Origin of the sequence: Limnohabitans sp. Hippo4, assembly GCF_003063605.1 — a bacterium.
Classification (GTDB): Bacteria; Pseudomonadota; Gammaproteobacteria; order Burkholderiales; family Burkholderiaceae_C; genus Limnohabitans_A.
The window spans coordinates 140,983-165,549 of the sequence record NZ_NESE01000001.1 but is presented as its reverse complement, the minus strand read 5'-3'; the positions used below and the strand labels follow the sequence as shown (position 1 = coordinate 165,549).

The window sequence follows — 24,567 nt, the reverse complement described above, 5'->3', positions numbered from 1 at the left end:
TTCCAACAAAATCGTTCCAAATCAAGGATTTATGGATTAGAATGCGAGCTTCACGACCAAACGGGCGGGTTTTCACCGCCCGTTTTTTTTGGTCGATCGATTAATGAGCAGGGTAATTACCTGTCATTTTTCAATTCCTGAAACCTGAATGAAAAGACTGATTTCGCGTGGCATTGCAGCAGATTGTTGAAGAAACTGTAGCCGGACTGGGTTACGAGCTGGTAGAGATTGAACGCTCTGCCGGAGGCCTTGTGCGCATCACCATCGACAACATTTGGGCAGAAGGCGTTGACCGAATGGACATTCCCTTTGTCACGGTGGAAGACTGCGAAAAAGTAAACAGGCAATTGATGTTTGCTTTGGAAGTTGACGGTGTTGAATATCGCCGTCTTGAAGTGTCTTCCCCTGGCATTGACCGTCCATTGCGAAATGACCGCGATTTGGCTCGCTTTGAAGGTGAGTTGATTGACATCACCCTGAAGGCCCCCATGGGCGAAGCTGCGGCTGGATTGGTCAACGCTTTGCGCAAAAAGTTTCGGGGCACCTTGGAAAAAGCAGTTGCCGAGAACACTTGGCAAATTGTGTGGTCCGATGCGCCAGAGCCCAAGCCTGGTGCGCGTGTCAGTAAAAAGAGACCGCCAGTTCCCATGCAAGTGCTGGGTTTCAGGTTAGACGAATTAAGAGAGGCGCGTCTTGCGCCAGTGGTTGATTTCAAGGGCCGTAAGCCCAAAATAGACTTAGGAGAGAATTAACATGAATCGCGAACTGTTGATGCTGGTTGAAGCTATCTCACGTGAAAAGAACGTGGAGCGTGACATCGTGTTCGGTGCTGTGGAGTCTGCATTGGCCCAAGCCACCAAAAAACTTTACGAAGGCGATGTGGACATTCGTGTTGCCATTGACCGCGACAGCGGCAATTACGAAACCTTCCGCCGCTGGCACGTTGTGCCTGATGAAGCGGGTTTGCAGTTGCCTGATCAAGAAATTCTCTTGTTTGAAGCACTCGAGCAAATTCCTGACATCGAAGTTGATGAATACATCGAAGAGAGCGTCGAGTCTTTGCCCATTGGCCGCATTGGTGCCATGGCCGCCAAACAAGTCATCTTGCAAAAGATCCGTGACGCTGAGCGCGAGATGTTGCTCAACGAATTCATGGCACGCGGCGAAAAAATCTTGGTCGGTACTGTGAAGCGCATGGACAAGGGCGACATCATTGTCGAGTCTGGCCGTGTTGAAGGTCGTTTGCGCCGCAGCGAAATGATCCCCAAGGAAAACTTGCGAAATGGCGACCGTGTTCGCGCCATGATCATGGAAGTGGACCTGACTTTGCGTGGTGCGCCCATCATTTTGTCGCGTTCATCACCCGAGTTCATGATTGAATTGTTCCGTCAAGAAGTTCCCGAAATTGAACAGGGCCTTCTTGAAATCAAATCTTGCGCCCGTGACCCAGGCTCTCGCGCCAAAATTGCCGTGTTGTCTCACGACAAACGTGTTGACCCTATTGGCACTTGCGTGGGCGTTCGCGGTACACGCGTCAATGGCGTGACCAACGAATTGGCGGGTGAGCGTGTTGACATTGTTTTGTGGAGTGAAGACCCCGCACAATTCGTCATTGGTGCTTTGGCACCGGCCAACGTTCAGTCCATCGTTGTGGACGAAGAAAAGCACGCCATGGATGTGGTGGTTGATGAAGAAAACTTGGCCATTGCCATTGGCCGTGGCGGTCAAAACGTCCGATTGGCTTCCGACCTCACCGGTTGGAAAATCAACATCATGGATGCTGCAGAGTCTGCTCAAAAGCAAGCCGAAGAGACAACGGGCATTCGCGCTTTGTTCATGGACAAACTTGATGTGGACCAAGAAATTGCCGACATCTTGATCGAAGAAGGTTTCACCAGCTTGGAAGAAGTGGCCTACGTGCCCTTGCAAGAAATGTTGGAAATTGAAAGCTTTGACGAAGACACGGTCAACGAACTTCGTTCACGTGCCAAAGATGCCTTGCTCACACTTGAAATTGCACGCGAAGAAAGCGTGGAAGACGTCTCGCAAGATTTGCGTGACCTCGAGGGTTTAACACCCGACCTCATTGCCAAATTGGTTGAGGCAGGCGTTCACACTCGTGACGACTTGGCCGATTTGGCCACCGACGAACTCACTGACATCACCGGACAAACCGATGGTGAAGCCACCGCCCTGATCATGAAAGCCCGTGAACATTGGTTCACTGGTCAGGCCTAAATTCAAGGAGGCAAGAACCCCATATGTCCAGTAATACCGTCGCCGAGTTCGCCAGCGAACTCAAAAAATCACCTGACACTTTGCTTGAGCAATTGCGCTCTGCAGGTGTCGACAAGTCAGCGCCATCCGATGCGTTGACTGAAACAGACAAGCAAAAGCTTCTGAGTTATTTGCAAGCGAGCCATGGCACCGCCACAGGTGAGCGTAAAAAAATCACCTTGGTTAAAAAATCAACCAGTGAAATCAAACAGGCTGATTCAACAGGTAAAGCGCGCACCATCCAAGTTGAAGTTCGCAAAAAACGCACCTTCATCAAACGCGATGACGAATTAGAAACTGAACAAACGCCCGCCGCTGCAGAGCCTGCTGCACCCTTGATCGATCATGCTGAATTGGCGCGCCGTGAAGAAGAAGCACGCAGCCAAGCCGAATTGCTTCGTCGCCAAGAGGAAGCGCTTGCAGAAAAGCGGATCGAGCGCGAGGCCAAAGAACAGGCCAAACGCTTAGCAGCGCAAGCTCAAGAAGCCGAATTGGCTGCTAACGCAGCTCAAAAATCGCCTGAAGAAACTGCCGCTGAGGCTGCAGCCATTCGCAGCGCCAAAGCTGCAGCCGCTCAACATGAAGCTGACAGCATCAACGCAGCCTCTAAACCCGTTGATCCCAGCATTGCACAATCTGCTGAGGCCGAGCGTGTGAACGCTGAATCAGTCAAATTGTCTGAAAAAGCAGCGCAGAAAAAAGCCGCTGAAGATCAGGCAGAGCTCGAAGCCAAAGCCGTTGTGGCTGATGAAGCTGCACGCGAACGTGATTTGAACTTGCGCCGTAACAAAGCATTGGCGGAGGCGGAAGCCATTCGCGCCATGATGAGTGGTCCGGCCAAAAAAGCCCCAGTCAAAGAAGAACCCAAAGCGGATCCTAAAGCCGCAAAAGGCACTTTGCACAAACCGGCTCAGGTCGCAGGTGCTACCGCCAAACGCGCGCCTGCTTCGACGGATGCCAAAGATGCGGCGCCTGGTGGTAACAAAGAAATTAAATCAGCCAAGCTTTCTTCAAGCTGGGCTGGTGATCCAGCGACTAAAAAGAAAGCCATCCCAACACGTGGCGACACCAGTGGTGGTGTTGGCCGCAACAACTGGCGCGGCGGACCAAAAAACCGTCGTGGCAATGACCGTGATCGTGAAGAACACACGCAAGCAGCACCCGTCGAGGCGCGCGTCATTGAGGTGCACGTGCCCGAAACCATCACAGTGGCTGAGTTGGCGCACAAGATGGCCATCAAGGCCTCTGAAGTTATCAAACAATTGATGAAACTAGGCCAGATGGTCACCATCAATCAGCCTTTGGACCAAGACACCGCCATGATCGTGGTGGAAGAGCTGGGTCACAAAGCTGTCATTGCTGCGCTTGACGATCCAGAAGCATTTACCGACGAGGAAGTGTCACAAAGCGATGCGCCTTTGTTGTCACGTGCCCCAGTGGTGACGGTGATGGGTCACGTTGACCACGGTAAAACGTCTTTGCTGGACTACATTCGCCGAGCCAAAGTGGCATCTGGCGAAGCAGGTGGTATCACGCAACACATTGGTGCTTATCACGTTGAAACTGCCCGTGGCATGGTGTCTTTCTTGGACACGCCAGGTCACGAGGCCTTCACGGCCATGCGTGCTCGTGGTGCTCAAGCGACCGACATTGTGATCTTGGTGGTGGCCGCTGATGACGGTGTGATGCCACAAACCAAAGAAGCGATCAAGCACGCCAAAGCAGCGGGTGTACCGATTGTTGTGGCCATCAACAAGATCGACAAACCTGATGCCAACCTCGACCGCGTGAAGGGTGAATTGGTTGCCGAAGAAGTGGTGCCTGAAGAATTTGGCGGCGATTCGCCATTCGTGGGCGTGTCCGCTAAAACCGGTGCCGGCATTGACGAATTGCTCGAACAAGTCCTCTTGCAAGCTGAAGTGCTTGAGTTGAAAGCGCCGGTTGATGCAGCCGCCAAAGGCTTGGTCATTGAAGCGCGTTTGGACAAAGGGCGTGGTCCTGTGGCCACCGTTCTGGTTCAATCGGGTACTTTGTCTACTGGCGACGTGGTGTTGGCAGGTCAAACATTTGGCCGTGTTCGCGCCATGTTGGACGAAAACGGAAAGCCCATCAAAACTGCGGGTCCTTCCATCCCTGTCGAAATTCAGGGTCTGACGGAAGTACCGCAAGCAGGTGACGAATTCATGGTTCTCAGCGACGAACGTCGAGCTCGTGAAATTGCCACTTACCGCGCTGGTAAGTTCCGCAACACCAAACTGGCCAAGCAGCAAGCCGCCAAGTTGGAAAACATGTTCAGCGACATGAGTGCTGGCGAAGTCAAAACTTTACCCATCATTGTCAAAGCCGACGTACAAGGTTCGCAAGAAGCCTTGGCCGCATCATTGCTCAAACTGTCAACCGACGAGATCAAGGTTCAATTGGTCTACGCAGCGGTGGGTGGTATCAGCGAATCCGACATCAACCTGGCCATTGCGTCCAAAGCGGTGGTCATTGGCTTTAATGTGCGTGCCGATGCCGGTGCGCGCAAGCAAGCCGAAGGTAACGGCGTCAGCATTCATTACTACAACATCATTTATGACGCGGTAGATGAATTGAAAGCCGCCATGTCTGGCATGTTGGCCCCAGAGCAGAAGGAAGAAGTCATTGGTATGGCCGAAATCCGCACGGTGTTCGTGGCTTCCAAAATTGGTACGGTTGCGGGTTGTATGGTCACCAATGGCCAAGTTACTCGCTCTTCCAAATTCCGTTTGTTGCGCGACAACGTGGTTATCTACACTGGCGACATCGACTCACTCAAACGCCTTAAAGACGACGTTCGCGAAGTCAAAGAAGGTTTCGAGTGCGGTATCAAACTCAAAAACTACAACGACATTGCAGTGGGTGACCAACTGGAATTCTTTGAAGTTAAAGAGATTGCACGTACCCTGTAAACACAGTACCAGGCTCACCGCATCATGGCTCGCAAACCCACCAGCTCAGCACACCGCGGTTTTCGCGTTGCCGACCAGATCCAACGGGATCTGTCGGAGCTGATTGCGCGCGAGCTTAAAGATCCACGTGTGGGCATGGTGACTTTGAATGCCGTTGAGGTCACGCCCGATTACGCACATGCCAAGGTGTTTTTCAGCATCATTACGGGTAAGCCAGAAGAAGCCACTGCAGGTTTGAATGCGGCCGCTGGTTTCTTGCGCAATGGCTTGTTCAAGCGTTTGCAAATTCACACAGTTCCCACGCTTCATTTCATTTTTGATCGCACCACTGAGCGTGCATCCGACATGAATGCCTTGATCTCCAAGGCAGTCGCTTCACGTTCAAAGGACGAGGAGTGATATGAACGCGCCACGCACCAGGGTGCAACGGCGCCCTGTGCATGGGGTGCTGTTGTTAGACAAGCCATACGGTATGTCCAGTAACGATGCTTTGCAAAAAGCCAAGTGGTTGCTGCGCGCCGAAAAGGCAGGGCACACAGGCACCTTGGATCCATTGGCCACGGGTGTTTTGCCTTTGTGTTTTGGTGCAGCCACCAAGTTCAGTCAGCTGCACTTGGATGCAGATAAGTCTTACGAAGCCATTGTTGTTTTGGGTGTCCAAACCAGCACGGGTGATTTGGAAGGTGAAGTGGTTTCTGAAATGCCTGTGAGCTTCACAGCGGATCAACTGCAACAAGTGCAAACCAAGTTCACTGGGCCGATTGATCAAATTCCACCCATGTACAGCGCCTTGAAAAAGGATGGCAAAGCTTTGTATGACTACGCACGTGCAGGCATAGAAGTGGAACGAGAAACTCGCCACATCGTGATCCATGCTTTGGCATTGGAAGAAGTTGCGCCCGAGAATGACCACCGTCGATTGAAAGTCACAGTGACTTGCAGCAAGGGCACCTACATTCGCACCTTGGGTGAAGACATTGCCATTGCCTTAGGTACATGTGGACACCTTAGTGCTTTGCGGCGCATTCAAACGGGTCCATTTAAAGAAGCTGAATGCATCAGTGTTCAAGAATTAGAAGCTTTGCCTGAAGCAGAGCGTGAAATGAAATTGTTGGCTGTCGATGCCTTGCTCGATGGTCATACCCCTGTCACCTTGCCCCCAGATGATGCGGGCAGATTCTTAAGCGGCGTGCGCCGTCGAGGCGATTGGCCCGACAACTTGCATGTTGCTGTGTACGGCGATTCACCGCGCGCGCTCTTGGGCACTGCGCATGTGAAAGCTGGTGAACTTATTCCGGGGCGCTTGTTAAGCCCCCTAGAAATTCAATCAATTTTGGAGAAGGCCTTAGCATGAGTAGACAAATTCGTAACATCGCGATCATCGCCCACGTTGACCACGGTAAAACCACCATGGTTGACCAACTGCTGCGTCAGTCTGGCACATTTGCCGAACACGAAAAAGTGGTCGACACCGTCATGGACAACAACGCCATTGAGCGTGAACGTGGCATTACCATCTTGGCCAAAAACTGTGCCGTCAGCTGGGAAGGTACGCACATCAACATCGTTGACACCCCAGGCCACGCGGACTTTGGTGGTGAAGTGGAGCGCGCTTTGTCCATGGTGGACGGCGTGGTCCTGCTGATTGACGCGCAAGAAGGTCCTATGCCCCAAACGCGTTTCGTGACCAAGAAGGCTTTGGCCTTGGGCCTGAAGCCCATCGTGGTTGTGAACAAAGTAGACAAGCCTGGCGCGAACCCAGACAAAGTGGTCAATCAAGCTTTTGACTTGTTTGACAAATTGGGCGCAACAGACGAACAACTCGACTTCCCAGTGGTTTACGCCTCGGGCATCAACGGCTGGACATCCTTAGAAGAGGGTGCACCAGGCGAGCAGTGGGGTCCTGACATGTCTGCGCTTTTCAACACTGTGTTGAAGCACGTACCCGCACAGGCAGGTGATCCAGATGCGCCTTTGCAATTGCAAATTTCAGCGCTTGATTTCTCGACCTTTGTCGGACGCATTGGTGTGGGCCGTATCAGCCAAGGCACCATCAAACCCATGATGGATGTGCAAGTGATGGAAGGCCCTGATGGCAATTCCTTCAAAGGCCGCATCAACCAAGTTTTGACCTTCCGTGGCTTGGACCGAGTTCAAGTTACTGAAGCTGGCCCTGGAGACATCGTATTGATCAATGGCATTGCAGACTTGGGCATCGGCGTAACTGTCACTGACCCTGTCAATCCTGCACCACTGCCAATGCTGAAGATCGACGAGCCCACGTTGACAATGAATTTCTGTGTCAACACCAGCCCCTTGGCCGGTCGCGAAGGTAAGTACGTTACGAGCCGTCAAATTTGGGATCGTCTACAAAAAGAACTGCAACACAACGTAGCGCTGCGCGTGAAGGAAACCGACGAAGAAGGCGTGTTTGACGTAGCAGGTCGCGGCGAATTGCACCTGACCATCTTGTTGGAAAACATGCGCCGCGAAGGTTATGAGTTGGCTGTTTCAAAGCCACGCGTTGTGTTCCGCGACATTGATGGTGTACGTCATGAGCCGATTGAATTGGTCACCGCTGACATCGAAGAAACTCACCAAGGCGGCGTCATGCAAGCCCTGGGCGAGCGCAAAGGCGAATTGGTCAACATGGAACCCGATGGCCGCGGACGTGTGCGTTTGGAATACCGTATTCCTGCTCGTGGTTTGATTGGCTTCACCAACGAATTCTTGAACTTGACACGTGGCTCCGGTTTGATTTCCAACATCTTTGACAGCTACGAACCTCACAAAGGTGAAATTGGTGGTCGTAAAAATGGCGTGCTGATTTCAATGGACGATGGTGAAATCTTCACCTACGCCTTGGGCAAATTGGACGACCGCGGCCGCATGTTTGTGAAGGCCAATGACCCTGTGTACGAAGGCATGATTGTGGGCATCCACAGCCGTGACAACGACTTGGTGGTCAACGCCACACGTACAAAACAACTCACCAACTTCCGCGTGTCTGGCAAAGAAGACGCCATCAAGATCACACCGCCCATCGACCTGACCTTGGAATACGGCGTTGAGTTCATTGACGATGATGAGTTGGTGGAAATCACACCGAAGAGCGTTCGTCTGCGCAAGCGCTTCTTGAAAGAGCACGAGCGTAAGAAAGCTGGTCGCGCGTAATTTGCGACCGGTTCCTTAAGACTCGTAAGCACTCAAAGTGCTCAAACTCAAACACGGTCACGCAGTTGCCTTGATGGTGCTCGTGACCGCTTTGTGGTCAATCGCTGGCGTGGTCTCACGCCACTTAGAAAGCGCGCGCGGCTTTGAGATCACTTTTTGGCGGAGTGCTTTCACGGTTCTGGGCTTAATCTTCATCCTGACCCTCTGGCAAGGTGTGGGTGTTTGGAAAAGGTTGCCTTGGCGCAGCCCTTATTTTTGGTTGTCGGGCTTGTGCTGGAGCATCATGTTCACAGCGTTCATGATGGCCTTGACGCTGACTGCAGTCGCCAATGTCTTGATCACCATGGCTTGTGGTCCCTTGCTGACAGCGCTTGGCTCTTGGCTTTTTATATCTCATCGACTGCCACTTAGAACGTGGGTTGCCATTGCATTCGCAGGTGCTGGTATTGCATTGATGTTTGTCAGCCAACTGCAATTGGGTGATCCCAATTTTTTGATGGGTGCCGCTGTGGCATTGTGTGTTCCGCTTGCAGGCGCTACGCAATGGAACTTGACACAGAAAAGTCAGTCACAAGGCACGTCCATTGACCTGGTGCCCTCGGTTTTATTAGGGGCTGTGATTTCTTCTCTGCTTACATTGCCATTGGCCTGGCCCTTGCAAACGAGCCCTCACGATTTGGGTTTGCTGGCTTTGTTGGGTTTTGTGCAATTGGCCATCCCTTGTACGCTGTCGGTCATTTGTGCCAGATCCTTGAAGGCGCCTGAGGTTTCATTGCTCGCTTTGTTAGAAGTTATTTTTGGCATTGCCTTGGCCTGGTGGGGTGCCAATGAAGAACCACACCTGAGTGTGTTGGTGGGTGGCAGCATGGTGATTGCTGCTTTGTTTGGAAATGAATGGTTTGGATGGAGACAACGCAATGTCTGACATGAATGCTGGCAACGCCAGTTCTTTGATCATCAAAGAAGTTACCGGTCGAGTAGGGTGCATCACGCTCAATCGTCCCAAAGCATTGAATGCGCTGTCGCTTGACATGGTTCGCGATTTGACGAAAGCCTTGATAGAGTTCCAGAACAATCCCCAAGTGTTGGCTGTGCTGGTGCGCGGCCACGGCAAAGAAAGTCCCTTCGGACACTTTTGTGCCGGTGGTGATATTCGATTCTTTCACCAGGCAGCTTTGGCTGGCGATACAAGTCTGACAGATTTCTTTACAGAAGAATACGCATTGAATCATTTGATTCACACCTATACAAAGCCCTATATCGCATTCATGGACGGTGTTGTGATGGGCGGCGGCATGGGCATCAGCCAAGGTGCCAGCGTTCGAATCGTGACTGACAAAACGCAAATGGCCATGCCCGAAACACACATTGGTTTGTTTCCTGATGTAGGCGGCGGCTATTTCTTAGGTCGTTGTCCTGGTCGGATTGGTGAGTACTTGGGTCTGACTGGTCAAAAAATCAATGGTCTGCAAGCCATTCAGGCCGGTTTGGCAGATGGGTTGATTGAGGTGCAACGCTTGCCTGTACTTTGGAACACCTTGTTGAGCACACCTTTTGAAAGTGGCGAAGCGGTTGAGCGATGGATTCAAAGTCAGTTCACCAAATTGGAAACTTCTTCTTTCCCTCATAAGGCTGAGATCGATCAAATTTTTGCATTGTCTTCGCCTTTAGAAATCAGCCTTGCTTTGGCGCAAGACAATTCTGAATGGGCCCAGCAAACCCTGACCAGTTTGACCAAGGCATCCCCTTTGATGGTGCATGTGGTGTTGGCTCAAATTCGCAAAGCACGCAACATGAGTTTGGCCGATGACTTGCGCATGGAGCGTGATTTGGTTCACCATTGTTTCCACTTGCGACAACGCAGCGAAACCGTTGAAGGCATTCGTGCCTTGGCCATTGACAAAGATCATCAACCCCAATGGGCTCACGGACAGTTGGCCGATGTAGCGCCAACTGAATGGCCTGCGTTTTTTGAGAGTCCTTGGAGCCCAGAGACGCACCCACTGCGCCACCTGAATTAGTCCATGCGGCCGCCCTTAGCGGTGGCGGCTTTTCATGGCGCGTTCTACCTCGCGCTTGCCTTCGCGGTCTTTGATGGTGTCACGTTTGTCGTGTTCGGCCTTGCCTTTTGCAAGCGCAACTTCGCACTTGATGAAACCCGCCTTCCAATGCAAATTGATGGGCACCAAGGTAAAACCTTTTTGCTCGACCTTGCTGGTGAGGCGATCGATTTCATCCCGTTTAAGCAATAACTTGCGAGTGCGGGCCGCTTCTGGATTGACGTGAGTCGAGGCCGTTTTAAGCGGATTGATCAGGCAACCAATGATGAACATCTCTTTGTTGCGAATGACCACATAGCCATCGGTGAGTTGAACTTTGCCTTCGCGCACAGCTTTCACTTCCCAGCCTTCCAAGACCATGCCGCACTCGTGCCGCTCCTCAAAAAAGTAGTCGAAGGCTGCTTTTTTGTTTTCGGCAATGAGACCTGACTTACCAGGTCCTTTGTTTTTTTTGGGTGGCGTGGCCATGACAGTGATAGGAGGAGGGCGTTGGCCCGTCTTGCTTTGGCGCTTGAATTTGCGCTTGTTTGAGCAAGGAGCCTCTTAGAGAAATTACAATGTGTCTCAGAAGCCTTATTGTATGAAGAAACTGATCAAATCCGTTTTAATCTGGTACTCGCCAGAGGAAATGTTTCGCCTGGTAACAGATGTCGATCAGTACATGCATTTTTTACCTTGGTGCAATCACTCCAAAGTGTTGGATGTTCAAGGTTTAGAGATGGACGCTGAAGTCGGCATTGGCATGGCTGGCGTCAAACAAATCTTTGTCACGCACAACACCCACATTGAAAACCGCGAAGTCCGAATGAAATTGGTCAAAGGGCCGTTTTCAAATTTGGATGGCACATGGTCATTTGATCCTGTGGGCGACAACTCTCAACGGGCCTGCAAGGTCACTCTCACTTTGGAATACGGCTTTTCCAGCGCAACCTTGGCGGCTGTGGTGGGCCCCGTGTTTGACAAAATTGCCGCAACTTTGGTGGATGCGTTTGTCAAGCGCGCCGATCAAATCTACGGCACAGAAGCATGATTCAGGTCGACTGCCTGTTCAGTACCGCGCCCAGGAAGGTGGTGCAAATGCGTCTGTCTTTGCCTGAAGGCAGCTTGGTCAAAGATGCCCTTGCGTCCTTGTACCAATCACCCGAATGGCTCTCCTACTTAGCCGCCTTGAAACACCCCCCTGAAATGCCTTCTAAACAAGGAATTTGGGGTCGCATGGTCACCAGTCACCAAGTGCTCAAGGATGGGGATCGCCTTGAAATCTACCGCGCCCTGCAGGTTGACCCTAAATTAGCCCGAAAACAGCGATTCAAACGCCAAGGCAAGGGCAGGACGGGACTTTTTGCGCGCCGCCGTGTTGGGGCTGTTGCGGGCTATTGAAGTCGACATTTCGGCTTCAAAGCCAGCTTTGACGAGGGTACAATCCTTTTTTTGGAGCCCTCCCTTATGCGCCTGCTCGGTAAAGCCCTCACCTTCGACGATGTGTTGTTGGTGCCTGCCTACTCCCAAGTCCTGCCCAAGGACACTTCTCTTGCCACCCAATTCACACGCAAACTGCGATTGAACCTGCCCTTGGTCTCTGCGGCCATGGACACGGTAACCGAAGCACGTTTGGCCATTGCCATCGCCCAAGAAGGCGGCATTGGCATCGTTCACAAGAATCTGACCGCTCAAGAACAGGCCGCCCAGGTTGCCAAAGTCAAACGCTATGAGTCAGGCGTATTGCGCGACCCCGTGGTCATCACACCCGACACCAAAGTCCGCCAGGTCATGGCACTGTCCGATGAACTGGGCGTCTCTGGTTTCCCCGTTTGTGAAGGCGGCAAAGTGGTGGGCATTGTGACGGGACGCGACATGCGCTTCGAAACACGTTACGACCAGCCAGTCAGCGAGATCATGACCAAGCGTGACCGCTTGATCACGGTGCCAGAAGGCACCACGCCAGAAGAAGCCAAAGCGCTTTTGAACAAATACAAATTGGAACGCCTCTTGGTGGTCAACGATGCCTTTGAACTCAAAGGCTTGATCACGGTCAAGGACATCACCAAGCAGTTGAACTTTCCCTTAGCCGCACGTGATGCCTCGGGTCGTTTGTTGGTTGGTGCAGCCGTTGGCGTTGGTGATGGCACAGAGGCCCGCGTTGAAGCACTGGTCAAAGCGGGTGTGGACGCCATTGTGGTTGACACAGCCCACGGTCACAGCCAAGGCGTGATCGAGCGTGTGCGATGGGTCAAGAAAAATTATCCGCACATTGAAGTGATTGGCGGCAACATTGCCACCGGTGCTGCGGCCTTGGCGTTGGTCGAAGCGGGTGCAGATGCCGTCAAAGTGGGCATCGGCCCTGGTTCCATTTGCACCACGCGCATTGTGGCCGGTGTGGGTGTGCCACAAGTGATGGCCATCGACAACGTTGCCACTGCCTTGCAAGGCACGGGGGTACCCCTCATTGCAGACGGTGGCATTCGTTACAGCGGCGACATTGCCAAAGCCATTGCAGCAGGTGCCAGCACCGTGATGATGGGCGGTATGTTTGCAGGAACTGAAGAAGCGCCAGGCGAAGTGATTTTGTACCAAGGCCGAAGCTATAAGAGTTATCGCGGCATGGGCAGCATTGGCGCGATGCAACAGGGCAGTGCCGACCGATACTTTCAAGAGTCCAGTACGGGTAATCCCAATGCCGACAAACTGGTACCTGAAGGCATTGAGGGACGCGTGCCCTACAAAGGTTCGGTGGTTGCCATTTTGTTCCAAATGGCTGGCGGCTTGCGTGCCAGCATGGGCTACTGTGGATGCCCCACCATTGAAGACATGCGCAACAAGGCAGAGTTTGTCGAAATTACATCGGCCGGCATTCGCGAAAGTCACGTGCATGACGTCCAAATTACCAAAGAAGCCCCCAATTACCGCGCCGATTAATTGAACATTCGTTCATCGCAGATCAGCCCCTTTGAATTGACCCCATTCCATGCAGCATTCCAAAATTCTGATTCTTGACTTTGGCTCCCAAGTCACCCAACTCATTGCACGTCGCGTGCGTGAGGCCCATGTCTTTTGTGAAGTGCATCCTTGCGACGTCACCAGTGAATGGGTCCGTGATTACGCCAAAGATGGTAACTTGAAGGGCATCATTTTGTCAGGCTCACACGCCAGCGTTTATGAAGTCGACGATCGGGCCCCTGATGCAGTGTTTGAGTTGGGCATCCCTGTTCTCGGCATTTGTTACGGCATGCAAACCATGGCGCAACAATTGGGCGGCAAGGTAGAGGCAGGCCATACCCGTGAATTTGGTTATGCCGAAGTGCGTGCGCATGGCCATACCGAATTGCTCAAGGGCATTGAAGACTTTGCCACGGCAGAGGGCCACGGCATGCTCAAAGTTTGGATGAGCCATGGCGACAAAGTGACGCAAATGCCAGAAGGTTTCAAAGTGATGGCCTCTACGCCTGCTTGCCCCATCGCTGGCATGGCCGATGAAGCGCGCCGCTTTTATGCCGTGCAGTTTCACCCAGAGGTGACACACACCGTTCAAGGCCAAGCGCTTTTGAATCGCTTTGTGTTGGACATTTGCAAAGCCCGTCCAGATTGGATCATGGGCAACTACATTGAAGAAGCCGTTGCCAAGATTCGCGAACAAGTGGGTGACGAAGAAGTCATCTTAGGCTTGTCAGGCGGCGTTGATTCCTCGGTAGCAGCTGCCTTGATTCACCGCGCCATTGGTGATCAATTGACGTGTGTCTTTGTGGATCATGGACTCTTGCGCTTGAACGAGGGTGACATGGTCATGGAAATGTTTGAAGGCAAATTGCACGCACGTGTGATTCGTGTGGACGCAGCTGATTTGTTCTTGGGGAAATTGGCAGGCGTTAGTGAGCCAGAGCAAAAACGCAAAATCATTGGTGGATTGTTTGTCGATGTGTTCAAAGACGAAGCTGCCAAATTGAAAGCGGGAACTGGCGGCCACAAAGGCGCAAGCTTCTTGGCACAAGGCACCATTTATCCTGATGTCATCGAATCAGGTGGCGCCAAAAGCAAGAAAGCTGTCACCATCAAGAGCCACCACAACGTGGGTGGCTTGCCAGAGCAATTGGGTCTGAAGCTTCTCGAACCTCTGCGTGAACTCTTCAAAGACGAAGTGCGCGAGTTGGGTGTGGCACTTGGTTTGCCTCGCGAGATGGTTTATCGCCATCCTTTCCCAGGTCCTGGTTTGGGTGTGCGCATCTTGGGTGAAGTCAAAAAAGAGTATGCCGACTTGCTGCGACGCGCCGATGCCATCTTCATTGACGAGTTACGCAACTTCAAAGATGCGTCGGGTAAGTCTTGGTACGACCTGACCAGTCAAGCTTTTACGGTTTTCTTGCCCGTGAAGAGTGTCGGCGTGATGGGCGACGGTCGAACCTACGATTACGTGGTGGCCTTGCGCGCCGTTCAAACTTCTGACTTTATGACGGCTGATTGGGCTGAGTTACCGTATGCCTTGCTGAAAAAAGTGTCGGGCCGTATCATCAATGAAGTGCGCGGCATTAACCGTGTCACTTACGACGTGAGCAGCAAGCCACCAGCAACCATTGAGTGGGAATAACATTCAAGCATCATGATTCGATCAACAAGTCTCAAGGGTATCAAGCCATTGTGGCTTGTTGGATTGACTTGTTGTTTGATGGGTTTGTGGGGATGCGCACAAGGGCCACTTTCGCAAATTGATTCTCCTGGAATTCCAGGAAATCTCAACCCCCAAGGCAAAGCGGCTGAGTGGCGCGTCCTCAATCGTTTGAGTTATGGCCCAACACCTGCTTTATTGGCCGATCTCAAGGCCCATGGTCAGCCTAAAGCTTGGGCTTTGAGCCAACTTGATGCAGCCCGACAAGCCAGTTTAGCGCCTGCCAATCTGCCACCTGATTTGGCTTCCATCAATGCCAGCTTGCCCACTATTTTTGACGGCGCTAGGCAGGAGCGAGAAGCACGCGCTGCAGTGCCTGCTGGTACGCAAATCAATGAACTGGTGGTGAACGAAAAACGTTTTCAATTCACAGAACCCACCGATCCCTTGTTTTACAACAGAACGCAAGTGAACAAGGCCATTGCTTGGCGTTTGGCAAGTTGCAGTAGCGATGCGATTGAGCAGCCCTTGCTTGCCCGCATGACTGAATTCTGGTTTAACCATTTCAACGTCTATCAACAAAAGGGAACGGTGCGTCCCTTTGTGGGGCACTACACCCTCCATGTTGCACGCGCCCATGCATTGGGCAAGTTTGAAGATTTGGTGATGGCCAGTGCAAAACATCCCGCCATGCTCTATTACCTCGACCAGTGGCTCAGTGTCAGTCCGCAAGCGGCGAGGGCAGGACAAAATGCTCGCGGACTGAATGAAAACTATGCGCGTGAGTTGATGGAACTTCATACCCTCGGCGTCAACGGTGGCTATTCACAAGACGACGTGCGAGAGCTGGCCAAGGTTTTGACGGGATGGACCATTGCGCCCCGCGCTTCCAATGGTTTTCAATTTGTGATGCGTTTGCACGAATCGGGTACCAAAACTGTGATGGGTCAAAGCGTGCCTAGTTCAGCGCAGAAGATGGGTCAACAAGAAGGCGAACAGATCATCCGCTTTTTGGCCAATCACCCCTCTACAGCGCAACGTGTCGCCAAACGGTTGGCTGAATATTTTGTAGCCGATGTACCGCCGCAAGACTTGGTGAGCGCCATGACACAAAAATTCTTGTCTTCGGGTGGCGACATCTACGAAGTGATGAAGGTGATGCTGAACCACGATGCCTTTTGGAATCCTGAGCACAAACTGTACAGAACACCCATTGATTTTGCGTGCGCCAGTTTGCGCGCTCTCAATGCAGGCCAAGATCGAACCAAGTGGTTACAAGCCTTTGGCTATGCGGCAGTGGCGGGGCAAGGCATTCAAAATTGGCTCACACCGGATGGTTATGCCTTCAACGCTGCGACATGGTTGACGCCAGAAGCGCTGACAAGGCGGATTGATTTTTCACTCAACATCGCCAGAAATTCGCCAGAGCGATCAGACCTCTATGGCTACTTGAGTGACAGCAGTCTTCAGGCTGTCATGAAACAGCCACCAGCACAGAGAATGGGCTTTGTCTTGGGCAGTTCAGAGTTTGTATTCAAGTAGCAAGGGTGGTGCAATTCACATGATGCAAACGCGACGACATGCCATTCTGCAGTCATTGAGTGCCGGCGCATTTGCGCTACAGGGTCTGCATGCCATGGCCGCAAATGAAGACCCCAAAGGTCGCTTGGTACTTGTCTTTTTGCGAGGTGCTTACGATGGTCTGTCCATGTTGGTGCCTCATGGCGATTCACGCTACGCCCAAATTAGACCCACCATTGGCATTCCCAAACCCGATGGCTCTCTTCAATCCGCTTTGACATTGGACGACACCTTTGGCTTGCATCCAGCATGTTCTGGACTGCTGCCACTTTGGCAGCAAGGTGTTTTGGCTGCCATCCCTTGCGCCGGATCACCTGACCCAAGTCGTTCGCACTTTGATGCGCAATACCATTGGGAAACTGGCAAGCCTGGTTCGAGTTCACCTTCCGCGGGCTGGCTCAATGTGGTGTCTGGCATGTTGGGGGAGGGTCATGCCCTGCGTGCAATAGGTGTAGGTGAAAGTGGCCCCAAAATTTTGTCAGGTCCTCATTCGGTTCAACTGGTTGGCAATGGCTTGTCGGCGACACGGCCAGGCTACCTTGCAGAATCGAAAACACGCGAAGCCATGCGGCAGTTGTATGCAGGTGATGAGAAGTTGGCCAGTACCATGATGGAGGGGGCAAACAACCGCATGGCCACTGCCGCCATGTTGAAACCAGCCAACATGGTCAATGAACAACAAGCTGCCAACAACGGTGCCGGTTCACCTCAGGGTCTGGCATTGGATGCCAAACACCTTGGGACCCTGATGCGCCAAAACAGACAATTGCAGTTGGGTTTCTTGTCATCCGGTGGTTGGGATACCCACATCAACCAAGGCAGCGTCACAGGTCAATTGGCGAACAATTTGTTCAACCTGTCTAATACCTTGTTGCAGCTGCGTGCCGCTTTCAGTGAGCCCAAGGATGTGGTGATCGTTGCCAGTGAGTTTGGCCGCACCTGTGCCGAAAATGGCACGCGCGGAACTGACCACGGCCACGGCAACGTGATGTGGCTCATGGGCAATGGCGTCAAAGGGGGGCAGTGGCATGGTCGCTGGGACGGCTTGGCGGCAGACAAGCTCAATGAGGGCCGAGACCTGCCAGTTCATCACGACTTCAGAGGCGTGTTCGCGCAAGCATTAACGCATTCTGTGGGCCTTCCACAGAGCAGAATTCAGGAAATCTTTCCGAGTTACCGGTGGGATACTGCTTTAGATGGCTTGTTCAGGGCTTAAAGCGCTCAATCTTCATTGAAAATAGCACCACAGTCCGTAACATTTGCCTGAAAACCACTCAATCGCAACATCGATCAAAACCGTGAACAGAAAAAATGGCAACCCAAAATACACAGCAGCCCAAAATCCGGCCTGCCAGGTAGGACGTGCTTCTTTCAGTTTGTGGCCCATCACAACTTGTGCGCGGCGTTTTTCAAGGAATTTCTTCAACATGATCCAGTCCGTCTCTGCGAAACATGCAGGAGTGTGCCAATGATAGTTCATTGGGATGGCCACGACATTGCATCTTGGGATGCGGTTCACGCTTCTGCCGCTGCTGCACTGCAACAAGATTGGGCCTACGGTTCAAGTTTAGCGATGTTGGGCGTTCCTGTGCTGCGTGCGCGTGTTCTTCGTGATGGCCAGCAGATCGCCCAAGCGCAATTCATTGTTCGCAAATGGGGCAGCTTAGGGGCCATGGCGCTTTGCACGCGCGGGCCTGTTTGGTCCCAGCCTTTGACGCCCAAAGAAGAAGCCCAGGTTTATGCTGCGATGAAAAAGTCATTGCCACTTTCTGGCATTCGTTTCATGGCGATCACACCTGAAGTGGCGCAAGGTGAGCCGCATGGTTTAAATCCCATGCGCCGAATCATGTCAGGCATGTCCACGGTCATGTTGGACATTACACCCTCGCTTGAAGAATTGCGCGCTCAGCTTGATCGCCGTTGGCGCCACCGATTGGTCGGTGGAGAAAACAGTGAAATGGTAGTCCATCGAGTTGGCACCAATGCAGGTCAGTATCGATGGTTGCTGGATGCCGAAATGAAGCAGCGCGCAGACAAAAAACTAGATGGCTTGCCCGTTCAATTCTTTGACCTTTACGTTGACTCACGCAAGCAACCTGCCAAGAACATTCTGACTTTAAGGGCCGATGTGGGTCGCGACCGCATCGCCGCCATGATGTTTTTAATTCATGGCGAAGCTGCCACCTATCAAGTGGGATGGACGTCAGACAAAGGACGTGACTTGCATGCACACAATTTGATTTTGTGGAAAGGCATTGAAGCCCTGAAAGAAAGAGGCATTCGCATGCTTGACTTGGGCGGCGTCAACACCATTCGAAGTGCTGGCATTGCACGTTTTAAAATGAGCACGGGTGGCAAGGTTCTTACATTGGCTGGCACATACATCTGAAGAGGTATCAGACCATGTACCTGCCCAAGCAATTTGATCACCCCTCCCATGCACGAACCATCATTCGTGAAAATCCATTTGCCAGTTTGATTTCAAATGATGACGATGGTTTTCCGTTTGTGACGCACCTTCCCATCAAGTTGCAACCCAGCACCACCGATGAGAACGATGTATCAAGCGACTTGCTACTGGGACATGTGGCCAAGGGCAATCCACATGCCAATTATTTGAAGCAACGCCCTGAGGTTTTATTGGTCTTCATGGGGCCTCATGCTTACATGTCACCGTCTGTTTACCCCGATTTGGTTCGAGTACCCACTTGGAGCTATCTGGCCGTGCATGTCAAAGCGCAAGTTCGTATGTTGGAAGGTGAAGAAGCCAAAGATGCCATCCTGAAACAACTGATTTCAGACCATGAACCTTCCTACGCGCAACAGTGGCGACAATTGCCCAGCAGCTACACAGAACCCATGCTAAATGCCATCGTGGCCTTTGAAATGCGCGTCTTGAACATTCAAACCAAAGTCAAACTGAATCAACACCGTCCCGAATCGCATGCTGCAATGCATGCCGCCTACGAAGCTGGCAACCCGTCTGAAAAAGAATTGGCCCTTTGGATGCGTCGTCTTGGAATGGTGGCATGACCTCTGACCTGCAATGGATGCAAGAAGCCATTCAATTGGCGCAACAAGCAGGGCAGGCAGGTGAGGTGCCTGTTGGCGCTGTGGTGGTTCAAAACGGTGTGATTGTGGGGCGAGGCCGCAACGGCCCCGTAGGTTCTAAGGATCCAACCGCACATGCTGAAGTGATGGCCTTAAGGGATGCAGCCAACACACTGGGCAACTATCGACTGGAAGACTGCACGCTGTATGTCACTTTAGAGCCTTGCACCATGTGCGCTGGTGCCATTGTGAACGCCCGACTGGCACGTGTGGTTTATGGTGCTTCTGAACCTCGAACAGGTGCAGCCGGTTCCATCTTAGATGTCTTTGCCAACGCCACGATCAATCATCAAACACAAGTGACACGGGGTGTTTTGGCGGACGAGTGTCGTCTGCTCATGCAGCAGTTTTTCAAACCTAAACGATTGAACGCCAACCCCTTAAGAGATGACGCACTCAGGCCTGCTGATGAATGGTTTGAAGGCTTGACCGATTACCCGTGGAAAGCGCATTACGTGTCCGATTTACCTGCCTTGGGTGGACTTCGCCTTCACTATTTGGATGAAAACCAAAGCCAGCCCCATGCCCAACAACTGACTTACCTGTGTTTGCACGGCAATCCAGCCTGGAGTTATTTGTACCGCAAGATGATCCCTGTTTTCACATCGCATGGTCATCGTGTTGTTGCGCCGGACCTGATCGGGTTTGGCAAGAGTGACAAGTTGAAAAAATCATCTGCGCATGCGTTTGGCTTTCATCGACAAATTTTGATTGAATTCATTGAGCGCTTAGACCTTCGCAACATCGTGTTGGTGGTTCAAGATTGGGGCGGAATTCTGGGTCTCACATTGCCCATGGTCATGCCCGAGCGCATTTCGGGTTTGCTGGTCATGAACACCACCTTGACCACCGGCGAAGAAGCGTTGTCAGAGGGTTTCTTGAGTTGGCGTGCTTGGTGCAAAGCCAACCCAGACTTTGATGTTGGCAAACTTTTGGGGCGAGGCAATCGACACTTGTCTGCCAACGAAATATCAGCCTACAACCGTCCCTTTACTGACAAAGGCCACAGAGCTGCATTGCATGCTTTTCCGCCCATGGTGCCAGAACATGTCGACAGCCCTGGTGCCAGCATTGCACGCCAAGCTGCTGAATTTTGGCGACATCAATGGCAAGGGCAATCATTGATGGCCATCGGCTTGCAAGATCCTGTGTTGGGTGAATCCGTCATGCGTGCACTTCGCAACAAGATTCGAAATTGCCCCGAGCCCATGCTGTTGCCAGAAGCTGGGCATTTCGTTCAAGAACATGGACAATCCATTGCTGAAGCTGCTGTTCAGCTTTTCAAATATAACAAGACATGAGCCACATTTACATTTTTTCACCGTCCAGTGCGGTTCGCGACAAAGCAGCATTCAAGAGAGGTGTGAAGCGCCTTCAAGCACAAGGCCATCAAGTCGAAATTGATGCAGATGCGCTGAGCACCAGCATGCGCTTTGCGGGTGATGATGAAACACGCCTCAACGCCATTACGCGTGCAACTGCCAGTGGTGCTGACATTGCCATGATTTCTCGGGGTGGTTATGGGCTCACAAGACTTCTAACGCAGCTGCCCTATAAGGCCATCGCCAAGGCCATCGACAAAGGCACGCAGTTTGTCGGTTTGAGCGACTTCACAGCCTTCCAATTGGCTGTCTATGCCAAAACGCAGCGAATCACATGGCAAGGCCCCGCCTTGGGTGAAGACTTTGGGCCAGAGAATGAACCCGATGACATCATGCAGGCTTGTTTTGATGATTTGTGTTTGGAACAAGGGGAGGGCACTGGCTGGCGTTTCCCTGCCGATGAGCTCACCAAACCTGTCAAAGTCAACAATGCCGTTTTGTGGGGTGGCAATTTAGCGGTCCTTACGTCCTTGTTGGGCACACCTTATTTCCCCACCGTTAAAGGCGGTGTTTTGTTTCTAGAAGATGTGGGCGAACATCCATACAAAGTTGAGCGCATGCTGACGCAGTTGTTCAATGCGGGTGTACTTCAGCAGCAGAAGGCCATTGTGTTTGGACAATTCACCGCCTACAAATTGGTCGCACACGACAAAGGTTTTAAATTGAAAACAGTGATAGACCGCTTGCGTTTGCAATTGAAGATTCCCGTTTTGACAGGCTTGCCTTTTGGCCACGTGCCCACCAAAGTCCTCTTACCCATCGGTGCCAAAGTTGATTTGGCCACGGAAGGACGCGATGCCTTCTTGGTTTGGGGACACATCTGATGGCGCAAAATATTCGGTGGAGCCGTTGGCTTTTGAGGTCACTTTTGGCCATTGTCTTGTTGGCATTATTGGGCTTTGGCGCTTTTCAAATTTACGTCCTGAAGTCCATTGCCCCTTTGAATGGCCATGCGCAACTCATCGGCTTATCTGCTGCCGTAGAGATCAAACGCGATGCATCTGATGTGACGCACATCCACGCGCAGAATCCTATCGATGCGTGGCGCGCCATTGGCTATGTCCATGCGCAAGAAAGAGGTTGGCAATTGGCCTTCAATCGGCAGGTGATGCATGGTGAATTGTCTGAATGGCTTGGAGAGCCCAGCTTGGAAACAGACAAATTGATGCGCACACTGGGGATCATCAAAGCCGCTCAAGCCCAATTTGACAAGTTGCCTCTGAACACACAAAAAGCCCTTGAAGCTTATGCGCAAGGCGTTCAATCAGGATACGCCAGTGCCCAATGGCGAGCGCCAGAATTCCTCATTCTCGGCATCAATCCCAGCAAAGACATGAAGCCCTGGACAGCCGTTGACAGTGTCGGTTGGGCCCTCATGATGGCTTTGGATTTGGGCGGTAACTGGGGCAATGAATTTGCACGTTTGATGGCGCTGCAAACACTCAGCACCGATGAACTTTGGACTTTGCTACCGCCATATCCTGGGGAGGCGAGGGGCACGAAAGTTGACATTGCGGCGTTCTATCAAAACTTGGGCGTCTACGCCAAGCCATCGACACCTCAAGCCACCGCAATGGCAAATCAACAGCTGTTGGCTTCTAGCACCCTTGACATTGGGGTGTTAGAAGACAAGGGCAGTAACAATTGGGTACTACCAGGTAACAACACCAAATCTGGTTTGCCATTGCTCGCCAATGATCCCCACCTAGGCTTAAGTGCGCCTGCCGTTTGGTATTTTGCAGGCTTGCATGCGCCCGCAGGCAAATTGCCAGATGGTCAAACGCACGATGAATTGAATGTGGTTGGCGCCACTTTGCCAGGATTGCCATTTGTTGTTTTGGGCCGAACTCAAAAAGCCGCTTGGGGCTTCACCAATACGGGTCCTGACGTCCAGGATTTATTTTTGGAAGCACTGGAGGGTAAAGACAGCTACAGAACACCTTCAGGACAACAGAATTTTGAAACTCGTAACGAGGTAATTAAAGTCAAAGGGAAGGGCGATGTTGCCATTCAAGTGAGGTCCACACGCCATGGTCCTGTCATCTCTGACGTTCAACCTGCCTACGCTCAATTTTTAAACAAAGACAAATATGCCATTGCCATTCGCTGGTCGGCATTGGACCCAGACAACCAAACCATCGTTGCAGGCATGGAAGCCAACTTTGCAATATCAGTTGCCGATTTGCGCCAAGCCTTCTCGAAAAATCATTCTCCCATGCAAAATGTGGTGATGGCGGATGCCAACGGGCATGTGCTTTTCAAGGCTGCTGGCAAAGTGCCTGTGCGTGCTTCAAGCAACGATTTGAACGGCATGGTGCCTGCACCTGGCTGGCTTGCGCAATACGATTGGCAATCTTGGATTCCTTATGACCAAACGCCTGAAGTTTCACAATCAGACATTGAAAAAAGAGGATGGCATGCGACAGCCAACCAAAAGATTTTGCCCCCAGGCTATGCGCAATTCTTAACCAACGACTGGACGGGTCCTGAGCGTTTTAATCGCATTGCACAACTCTTGTCATCAGGTACAAAGTTAGATGCCAACACAATGAAAAGCATTCAGGCGGATGTGCATTCATTGGCGGCCGATCGCTTGTTGCCATACCTTCAAACTTTGACCTCACAACATGCCAAGGCCTCAGAAGCCTTGCCTTTGCTCAAGTCCTTCAAAGGTGACATGTCGCGTGATTCTGCAGGCGCTTTGATCTACGCTGTTTGGATTGACGAGGTGACCCGCGCCATTCTGGTTCCCAAATTGGGTGAGACTCGTTTCAAAGCATTGTTTGGCAAACGCTCATTCCGTCCAGCCGTTGAAGGCATTTTGGCGACGCAAGATCAATCATGGTGCGGCGTGGCCGGCTGCCAGGCCTTGATGAACAAAGCGCTTGATACAGCTTTGGACAAAATTGTCACCATGCAAGGTGACAAGGTTTCTGCCTGGAACTGGGGACGCGCACACCCAGCACTGAGTTCTCACAGACCTTTTGGCAACGTCAAAGTTTTAGCGGGCTTCTTTGATGTTGTGGGGCCCAGTGGCGGCGATGGCTTTACGGTTAATGTGGGACAGTACTGGACAAATAGCGCCACATTGCCATTTGCCACACGGCATGCGGCCTCCATGCGTGCTGTCTACGATTTGGCCAATCTGGACGAGTCGGGTTTCATTTATCAGACGGGTCAAAGTGGCCATCCATTTTCCTCGCGCTATCAGGACATGAAAGATGAATGGGGCCAAGTGAAGTACCGTCCATTGAGGATGACAACTTCGGGTGCTACGCAAGTTCTGCAGTTAACACCTTGAATGACAGATGGCCCGGAAAAGGGCCATTTTTATTTGGGGTGAGTATTTCTATTGATTAGCTGCTGATTGGCTTTCTGATCCATTTACTTTACTTAACATAATATACATCGTATGAAGTTAATAAGATGTATGAATGCCGATCTAGGGCTTGAAG

Annotated in this window: 21 protein-coding genes; 19 read left to right on the top strand and 2 right to left on the bottom strand. The window is 51.9% G+C overall.

Annotated features, from left to right (window positions below):
• Positions 1 to 167: 167 nt before the first annotated feature.
• From rimP to B9Z46_RS00715, 8 genes are all read left to right on the top strand, one after another.
• Positions 168 to 752: a ribosome maturation factor RimP gene (rimP, locus tag B9Z46_RS00750; RefSeq protein ID WP_108254199.1), complete on the top strand. Its 585-nt coding sequence runs from the start codon at positions 168 to 170 to the stop codon at positions 750 to 752.
• A gap of 1 nt (position 753) precedes the next feature.
• Complete coding sequence (nusA, locus tag B9Z46_RS00745; protein ID WP_055360742.1) at positions 754 to 2,238, top strand: transcription termination factor NusA; 1,485 nt, start codon at positions 754 to 756, stop codon at positions 2,236 to 2,238.
• 23 nt (positions 2,239 to 2,261) lie between these two features.
• Positions 2,262 to 5,207, top strand: coding sequence for a translation initiation factor IF-2 (gene infB, locus B9Z46_RS00740; protein WP_108254198.1), 2,946 nt, complete (start codon positions 2,262 to 2,264; stop codon positions 5,205 to 5,207).
• Positions 5,208 to 5,231: 24 nt separating this feature from the next.
• The gene (gene rbfA, locus B9Z46_RS00735) at positions 5,232 to 5,606 is read left to right on the top strand and encodes a 30S ribosome-binding factor RbfA (protein ID WP_108254197.1); all 375 of its coding nucleotides are present in this window, start codon (positions 5,232 to 5,234) and stop codon (positions 5,604 to 5,606) included.
• Between the two features lies 1 nt (position 5,607).
• Positions 5,608 to 6,561, top strand: coding sequence for a tRNA pseudouridine(55) synthase TruB (gene truB / locus B9Z46_RS00730; protein ID WP_108254196.1), 954 nt, complete (start codon positions 5,608 to 5,610; stop codon positions 6,559 to 6,561).
• Positions 6,558 to 8,381 (top strand): translational GTPase TypA, encoded by a 1,824-nt coding sequence (typA, locus tag B9Z46_RS00725; RefSeq protein WP_055360746.1) that lies wholly within the window; start codon positions 6,558 to 6,560, stop codon positions 8,379 to 8,381. Before truB ends, typA begins: the two co-directional genes overlap by 4 nt.
• A 73-nt stretch (positions 8,382 to 8,454) precedes the next feature.
• A complete protein-coding gene (locus B9Z46_RS00720) occupies positions 8,455 to 9,306 on the top strand; it encodes a DMT family transporter (protein WP_108254798.1) in 852 nt (283 codons plus the stop codon).
• Entirely contained in the window at positions 9,299 to 10,402 is a 1,104-nt protein-coding gene (locus B9Z46_RS00715; RefSeq protein WP_108254195.1) for an enoyl-CoA hydratase/isomerase family protein, read from the top strand. The genes B9Z46_RS00720 and B9Z46_RS00715 overlap by 8 nt, the downstream gene beginning before the upstream one ends.
• Positions 10,403 to 10,417: 15 nt before the next feature.
• On the opposite strand, the gene smpB is transcribed toward B9Z46_RS00715, so the two are convergent.
• On the bottom strand, positions 10,418 to 10,909 hold the full coding sequence (smpB, locus tag B9Z46_RS00710) for an SsrA-binding protein SmpB (RefSeq protein ID WP_108254194.1): 492 nt from the start codon (positions 10,907 to 10,909) through the stop codon (positions 10,418 to 10,420).
• Positions 10,910 to 11,021: 112 nt separating this feature from the next.
• Here smpB and B9Z46_RS00705 point away from each other — a divergent pair, with 112 nt between their 5' ends.
• The 6 genes from B9Z46_RS00705 to B9Z46_RS00680 all read left to right on the top strand — a co-directional run bounded on the left by B9Z46_RS00705 (position 11,022) and on the right by B9Z46_RS00680 (position 17,835).
• Positions 11,022 to 11,471 (top strand): type II toxin-antitoxin system RatA family toxin, encoded by a 450-nt coding sequence (locus B9Z46_RS00705; protein ID WP_108254193.1) that lies wholly within the window; start codon positions 11,022 to 11,024, stop codon positions 11,469 to 11,471.
• Complete coding sequence (locus B9Z46_RS00700) at positions 11,468 to 11,821, top strand: RnfH family protein (RefSeq protein WP_108254192.1); 354 nt, start codon at positions 11,468 to 11,470, stop codon at positions 11,819 to 11,821. The genes B9Z46_RS00705 and B9Z46_RS00700 overlap by 4 nt, the downstream gene beginning before the upstream one ends.
• A 66-nt stretch (positions 11,822 to 11,887) precedes the next feature.
• Positions 11,888 to 13,357: an IMP dehydrogenase gene (guaB, locus tag B9Z46_RS00695; RefSeq protein WP_108254191.1), complete on the top strand. Its 1,470-nt coding sequence runs from the start codon at positions 11,888 to 11,890 to the stop codon at positions 13,355 to 13,357.
• 49 nt (positions 13,358 to 13,406) lie between these two features.
• Positions 13,407 to 15,020 (top strand): glutamine-hydrolyzing GMP synthase, encoded by a 1,614-nt coding sequence (gene guaA, locus B9Z46_RS00690; RefSeq protein WP_108254190.1) that lies wholly within the window; start codon positions 13,407 to 13,409, stop codon positions 15,018 to 15,020.
• A gap of 12 nt (positions 15,021 to 15,032) precedes the next feature.
• Positions 15,033 to 16,580 carry a DUF1800 family protein gene (locus B9Z46_RS00685; protein ID WP_108254189.1) on the top strand — a complete coding sequence of 516 codons (1,548 nt, stop codon included), beginning with the start codon at positions 15,033 to 15,035 and terminating at the stop codon, positions 16,578 to 16,580.
• Between the two features lie 19 nt (positions 16,581 to 16,599).
• On the top strand, positions 16,600 to 17,835 hold the full coding sequence (locus tag B9Z46_RS00680; protein ID WP_108254188.1) for a DUF1501 domain-containing protein: 1,236 nt from the start codon (positions 16,600 to 16,602) through the stop codon (positions 17,833 to 17,835).
• A gap of 12 nt (positions 17,836 to 17,847) precedes the next feature.
• Here B9Z46_RS00680 and B9Z46_RS00675 read toward each other — a convergent pair whose 3' ends face one another.
• A complete protein-coding gene (locus B9Z46_RS00675) occupies positions 17,848 to 18,048 on the bottom strand; it encodes a hypothetical protein (RefSeq protein ID WP_055360755.1) in 201 nt (66 codons plus the stop codon).
• Positions 18,049 to 18,087: 39 nt separating this feature from the next.
• Here B9Z46_RS00675 and B9Z46_RS00670 point away from each other — a divergent pair, with 39 nt between their 5' ends.
• The 5 genes from B9Z46_RS00670 to B9Z46_RS00650 are packed head-to-tail and all read left to right on the top strand — an operon-like array spanning position 18,088 to position 24,413.
• Positions 18,088 to 19,008, top strand: a complete 921-nt coding sequence (locus B9Z46_RS00670; RefSeq protein ID WP_108254187.1) for a GNAT family N-acetyltransferase — start codon at positions 18,088 to 18,090, stop codon at positions 19,006 to 19,008.
• Positions 19,009 to 19,022: 14 nt separating this feature from the next.
• Complete coding sequence (locus tag B9Z46_RS00665) at positions 19,023 to 19,652, top strand: FMN-binding negative transcriptional regulator (protein ID WP_108254186.1); 630 nt, start codon at positions 19,023 to 19,025, stop codon at positions 19,650 to 19,652.
• Entirely contained in the window at positions 19,649 to 21,031 is a 1,383-nt protein-coding gene (tadA, locus tag B9Z46_RS00660; protein WP_108254185.1) for a tRNA adenosine(34) deaminase TadA, read from the top strand. Before B9Z46_RS00665 ends, tadA begins: the two co-directional genes overlap by 4 nt.
• Positions 21,028 to 21,936: an LD-carboxypeptidase gene (locus tag B9Z46_RS00655; RefSeq protein ID WP_108254184.1), complete on the top strand. Its 909-nt coding sequence runs from the start codon at positions 21,028 to 21,030 to the stop codon at positions 21,934 to 21,936. The genes tadA and B9Z46_RS00655 overlap by 4 nt, the downstream gene beginning before the upstream one ends.
• A complete protein-coding gene (locus B9Z46_RS00650; RefSeq protein ID WP_108254183.1) occupies positions 21,936 to 24,413 on the top strand; it encodes a penicillin acylase family protein in 2,478 nt (825 codons plus the stop codon). The genes B9Z46_RS00655 and B9Z46_RS00650 overlap by 1 nt, the downstream gene beginning before the upstream one ends.
• Positions 24,414 to 24,567: the final 154 nt, after the last annotated feature.

Coding starts and splice junctions, on each gene's coding strand:
- nusA (WP_055360742.1), top strand. CDS start 754: ATGAATCGCGAACTGTTGATGCTGGTTGAAGCTATCTCACGTGAAAAG.
- infB (WP_108254198.1), top strand. CDS start 2,262: ATGTCCAGTAATACCGTCGCCGAGTTCGCCAGCGAACTCAAAAAATCA.
- rbfA (WP_108254197.1), top strand. CDS start 5,232: ATGGCTCGCAAACCCACCAGCTCAGCACACCGCGGTTTTCGCGTTGCC.
- truB (WP_108254196.1), top strand. CDS start 5,608: ATGAACGCGCCACGCACCAGGGTGCAACGGCGCCCTGTGCATGGGGTG.
- typA (WP_055360746.1), top strand. CDS start 6,558: ATGAGTAGACAAATTCGTAACATCGCGATCATCGCCCACGTTGACCAC.
- B9Z46_RS00720 (WP_108254798.1), top strand. CDS start 8,455: ATGGTGCTCGTGACCGCTTTGTGGTCAATCGCTGGCGTGGTCTCACGC.
- B9Z46_RS00715 (WP_108254195.1), top strand. CDS start 9,299: ATGTCTGACATGAATGCTGGCAACGCCAGTTCTTTGATCATCAAAGAA.
- smpB (WP_108254194.1), bottom strand. CDS start 10,909: ATGGCCACGCCACCCAAAAAAAACAAAGGACCTGGTAAGTCAGGTCTC.
- B9Z46_RS00705 (WP_108254193.1), top strand. CDS start 11,022: ATGAAGAAACTGATCAAATCCGTTTTAATCTGGTACTCGCCAGAGGAA.
- B9Z46_RS00700 (WP_108254192.1), top strand. CDS start 11,468: ATGATTCAGGTCGACTGCCTGTTCAGTACCGCGCCCAGGAAGGTGGTG.
- guaB (WP_108254191.1), top strand. CDS start 11,888: ATGCGCCTGCTCGGTAAAGCCCTCACCTTCGACGATGTGTTGTTGGTG.
- guaA (WP_108254190.1), top strand. CDS start 13,407: ATGCAGCATTCCAAAATTCTGATTCTTGACTTTGGCTCCCAAGTCACC.
- B9Z46_RS00685 (WP_108254189.1), top strand. CDS start 15,033: ATGATTCGATCAACAAGTCTCAAGGGTATCAAGCCATTGTGGCTTGTT.
- B9Z46_RS00680 (WP_108254188.1), top strand. CDS start 16,600: ATGATGCAAACGCGACGACATGCCATTCTGCAGTCATTGAGTGCCGGC.
- B9Z46_RS00675 (WP_055360755.1), bottom strand. CDS start 18,048: ATGTTGAAGAAATTCCTTGAAAAACGCCGCGCACAAGTTGTGATGGGC.
- B9Z46_RS00670 (WP_108254187.1), top strand. CDS start 18,088: ATGATAGTTCATTGGGATGGCCACGACATTGCATCTTGGGATGCGGTT.
- B9Z46_RS00665 (WP_108254186.1), top strand. CDS start 19,023: ATGTACCTGCCCAAGCAATTTGATCACCCCTCCCATGCACGAACCATC.
- tadA (WP_108254185.1), top strand. CDS start 19,649: ATGACCTCTGACCTGCAATGGATGCAAGAAGCCATTCAATTGGCGCAA.
- B9Z46_RS00655 (WP_108254184.1), top strand. CDS start 21,028: ATGAGCCACATTTACATTTTTTCACCGTCCAGTGCGGTTCGCGACAAA.
- B9Z46_RS00650 (WP_108254183.1), top strand. CDS start 21,936: ATGGCGCAAAATATTCGGTGGAGCCGTTGGCTTTTGAGGTCACTTTTG.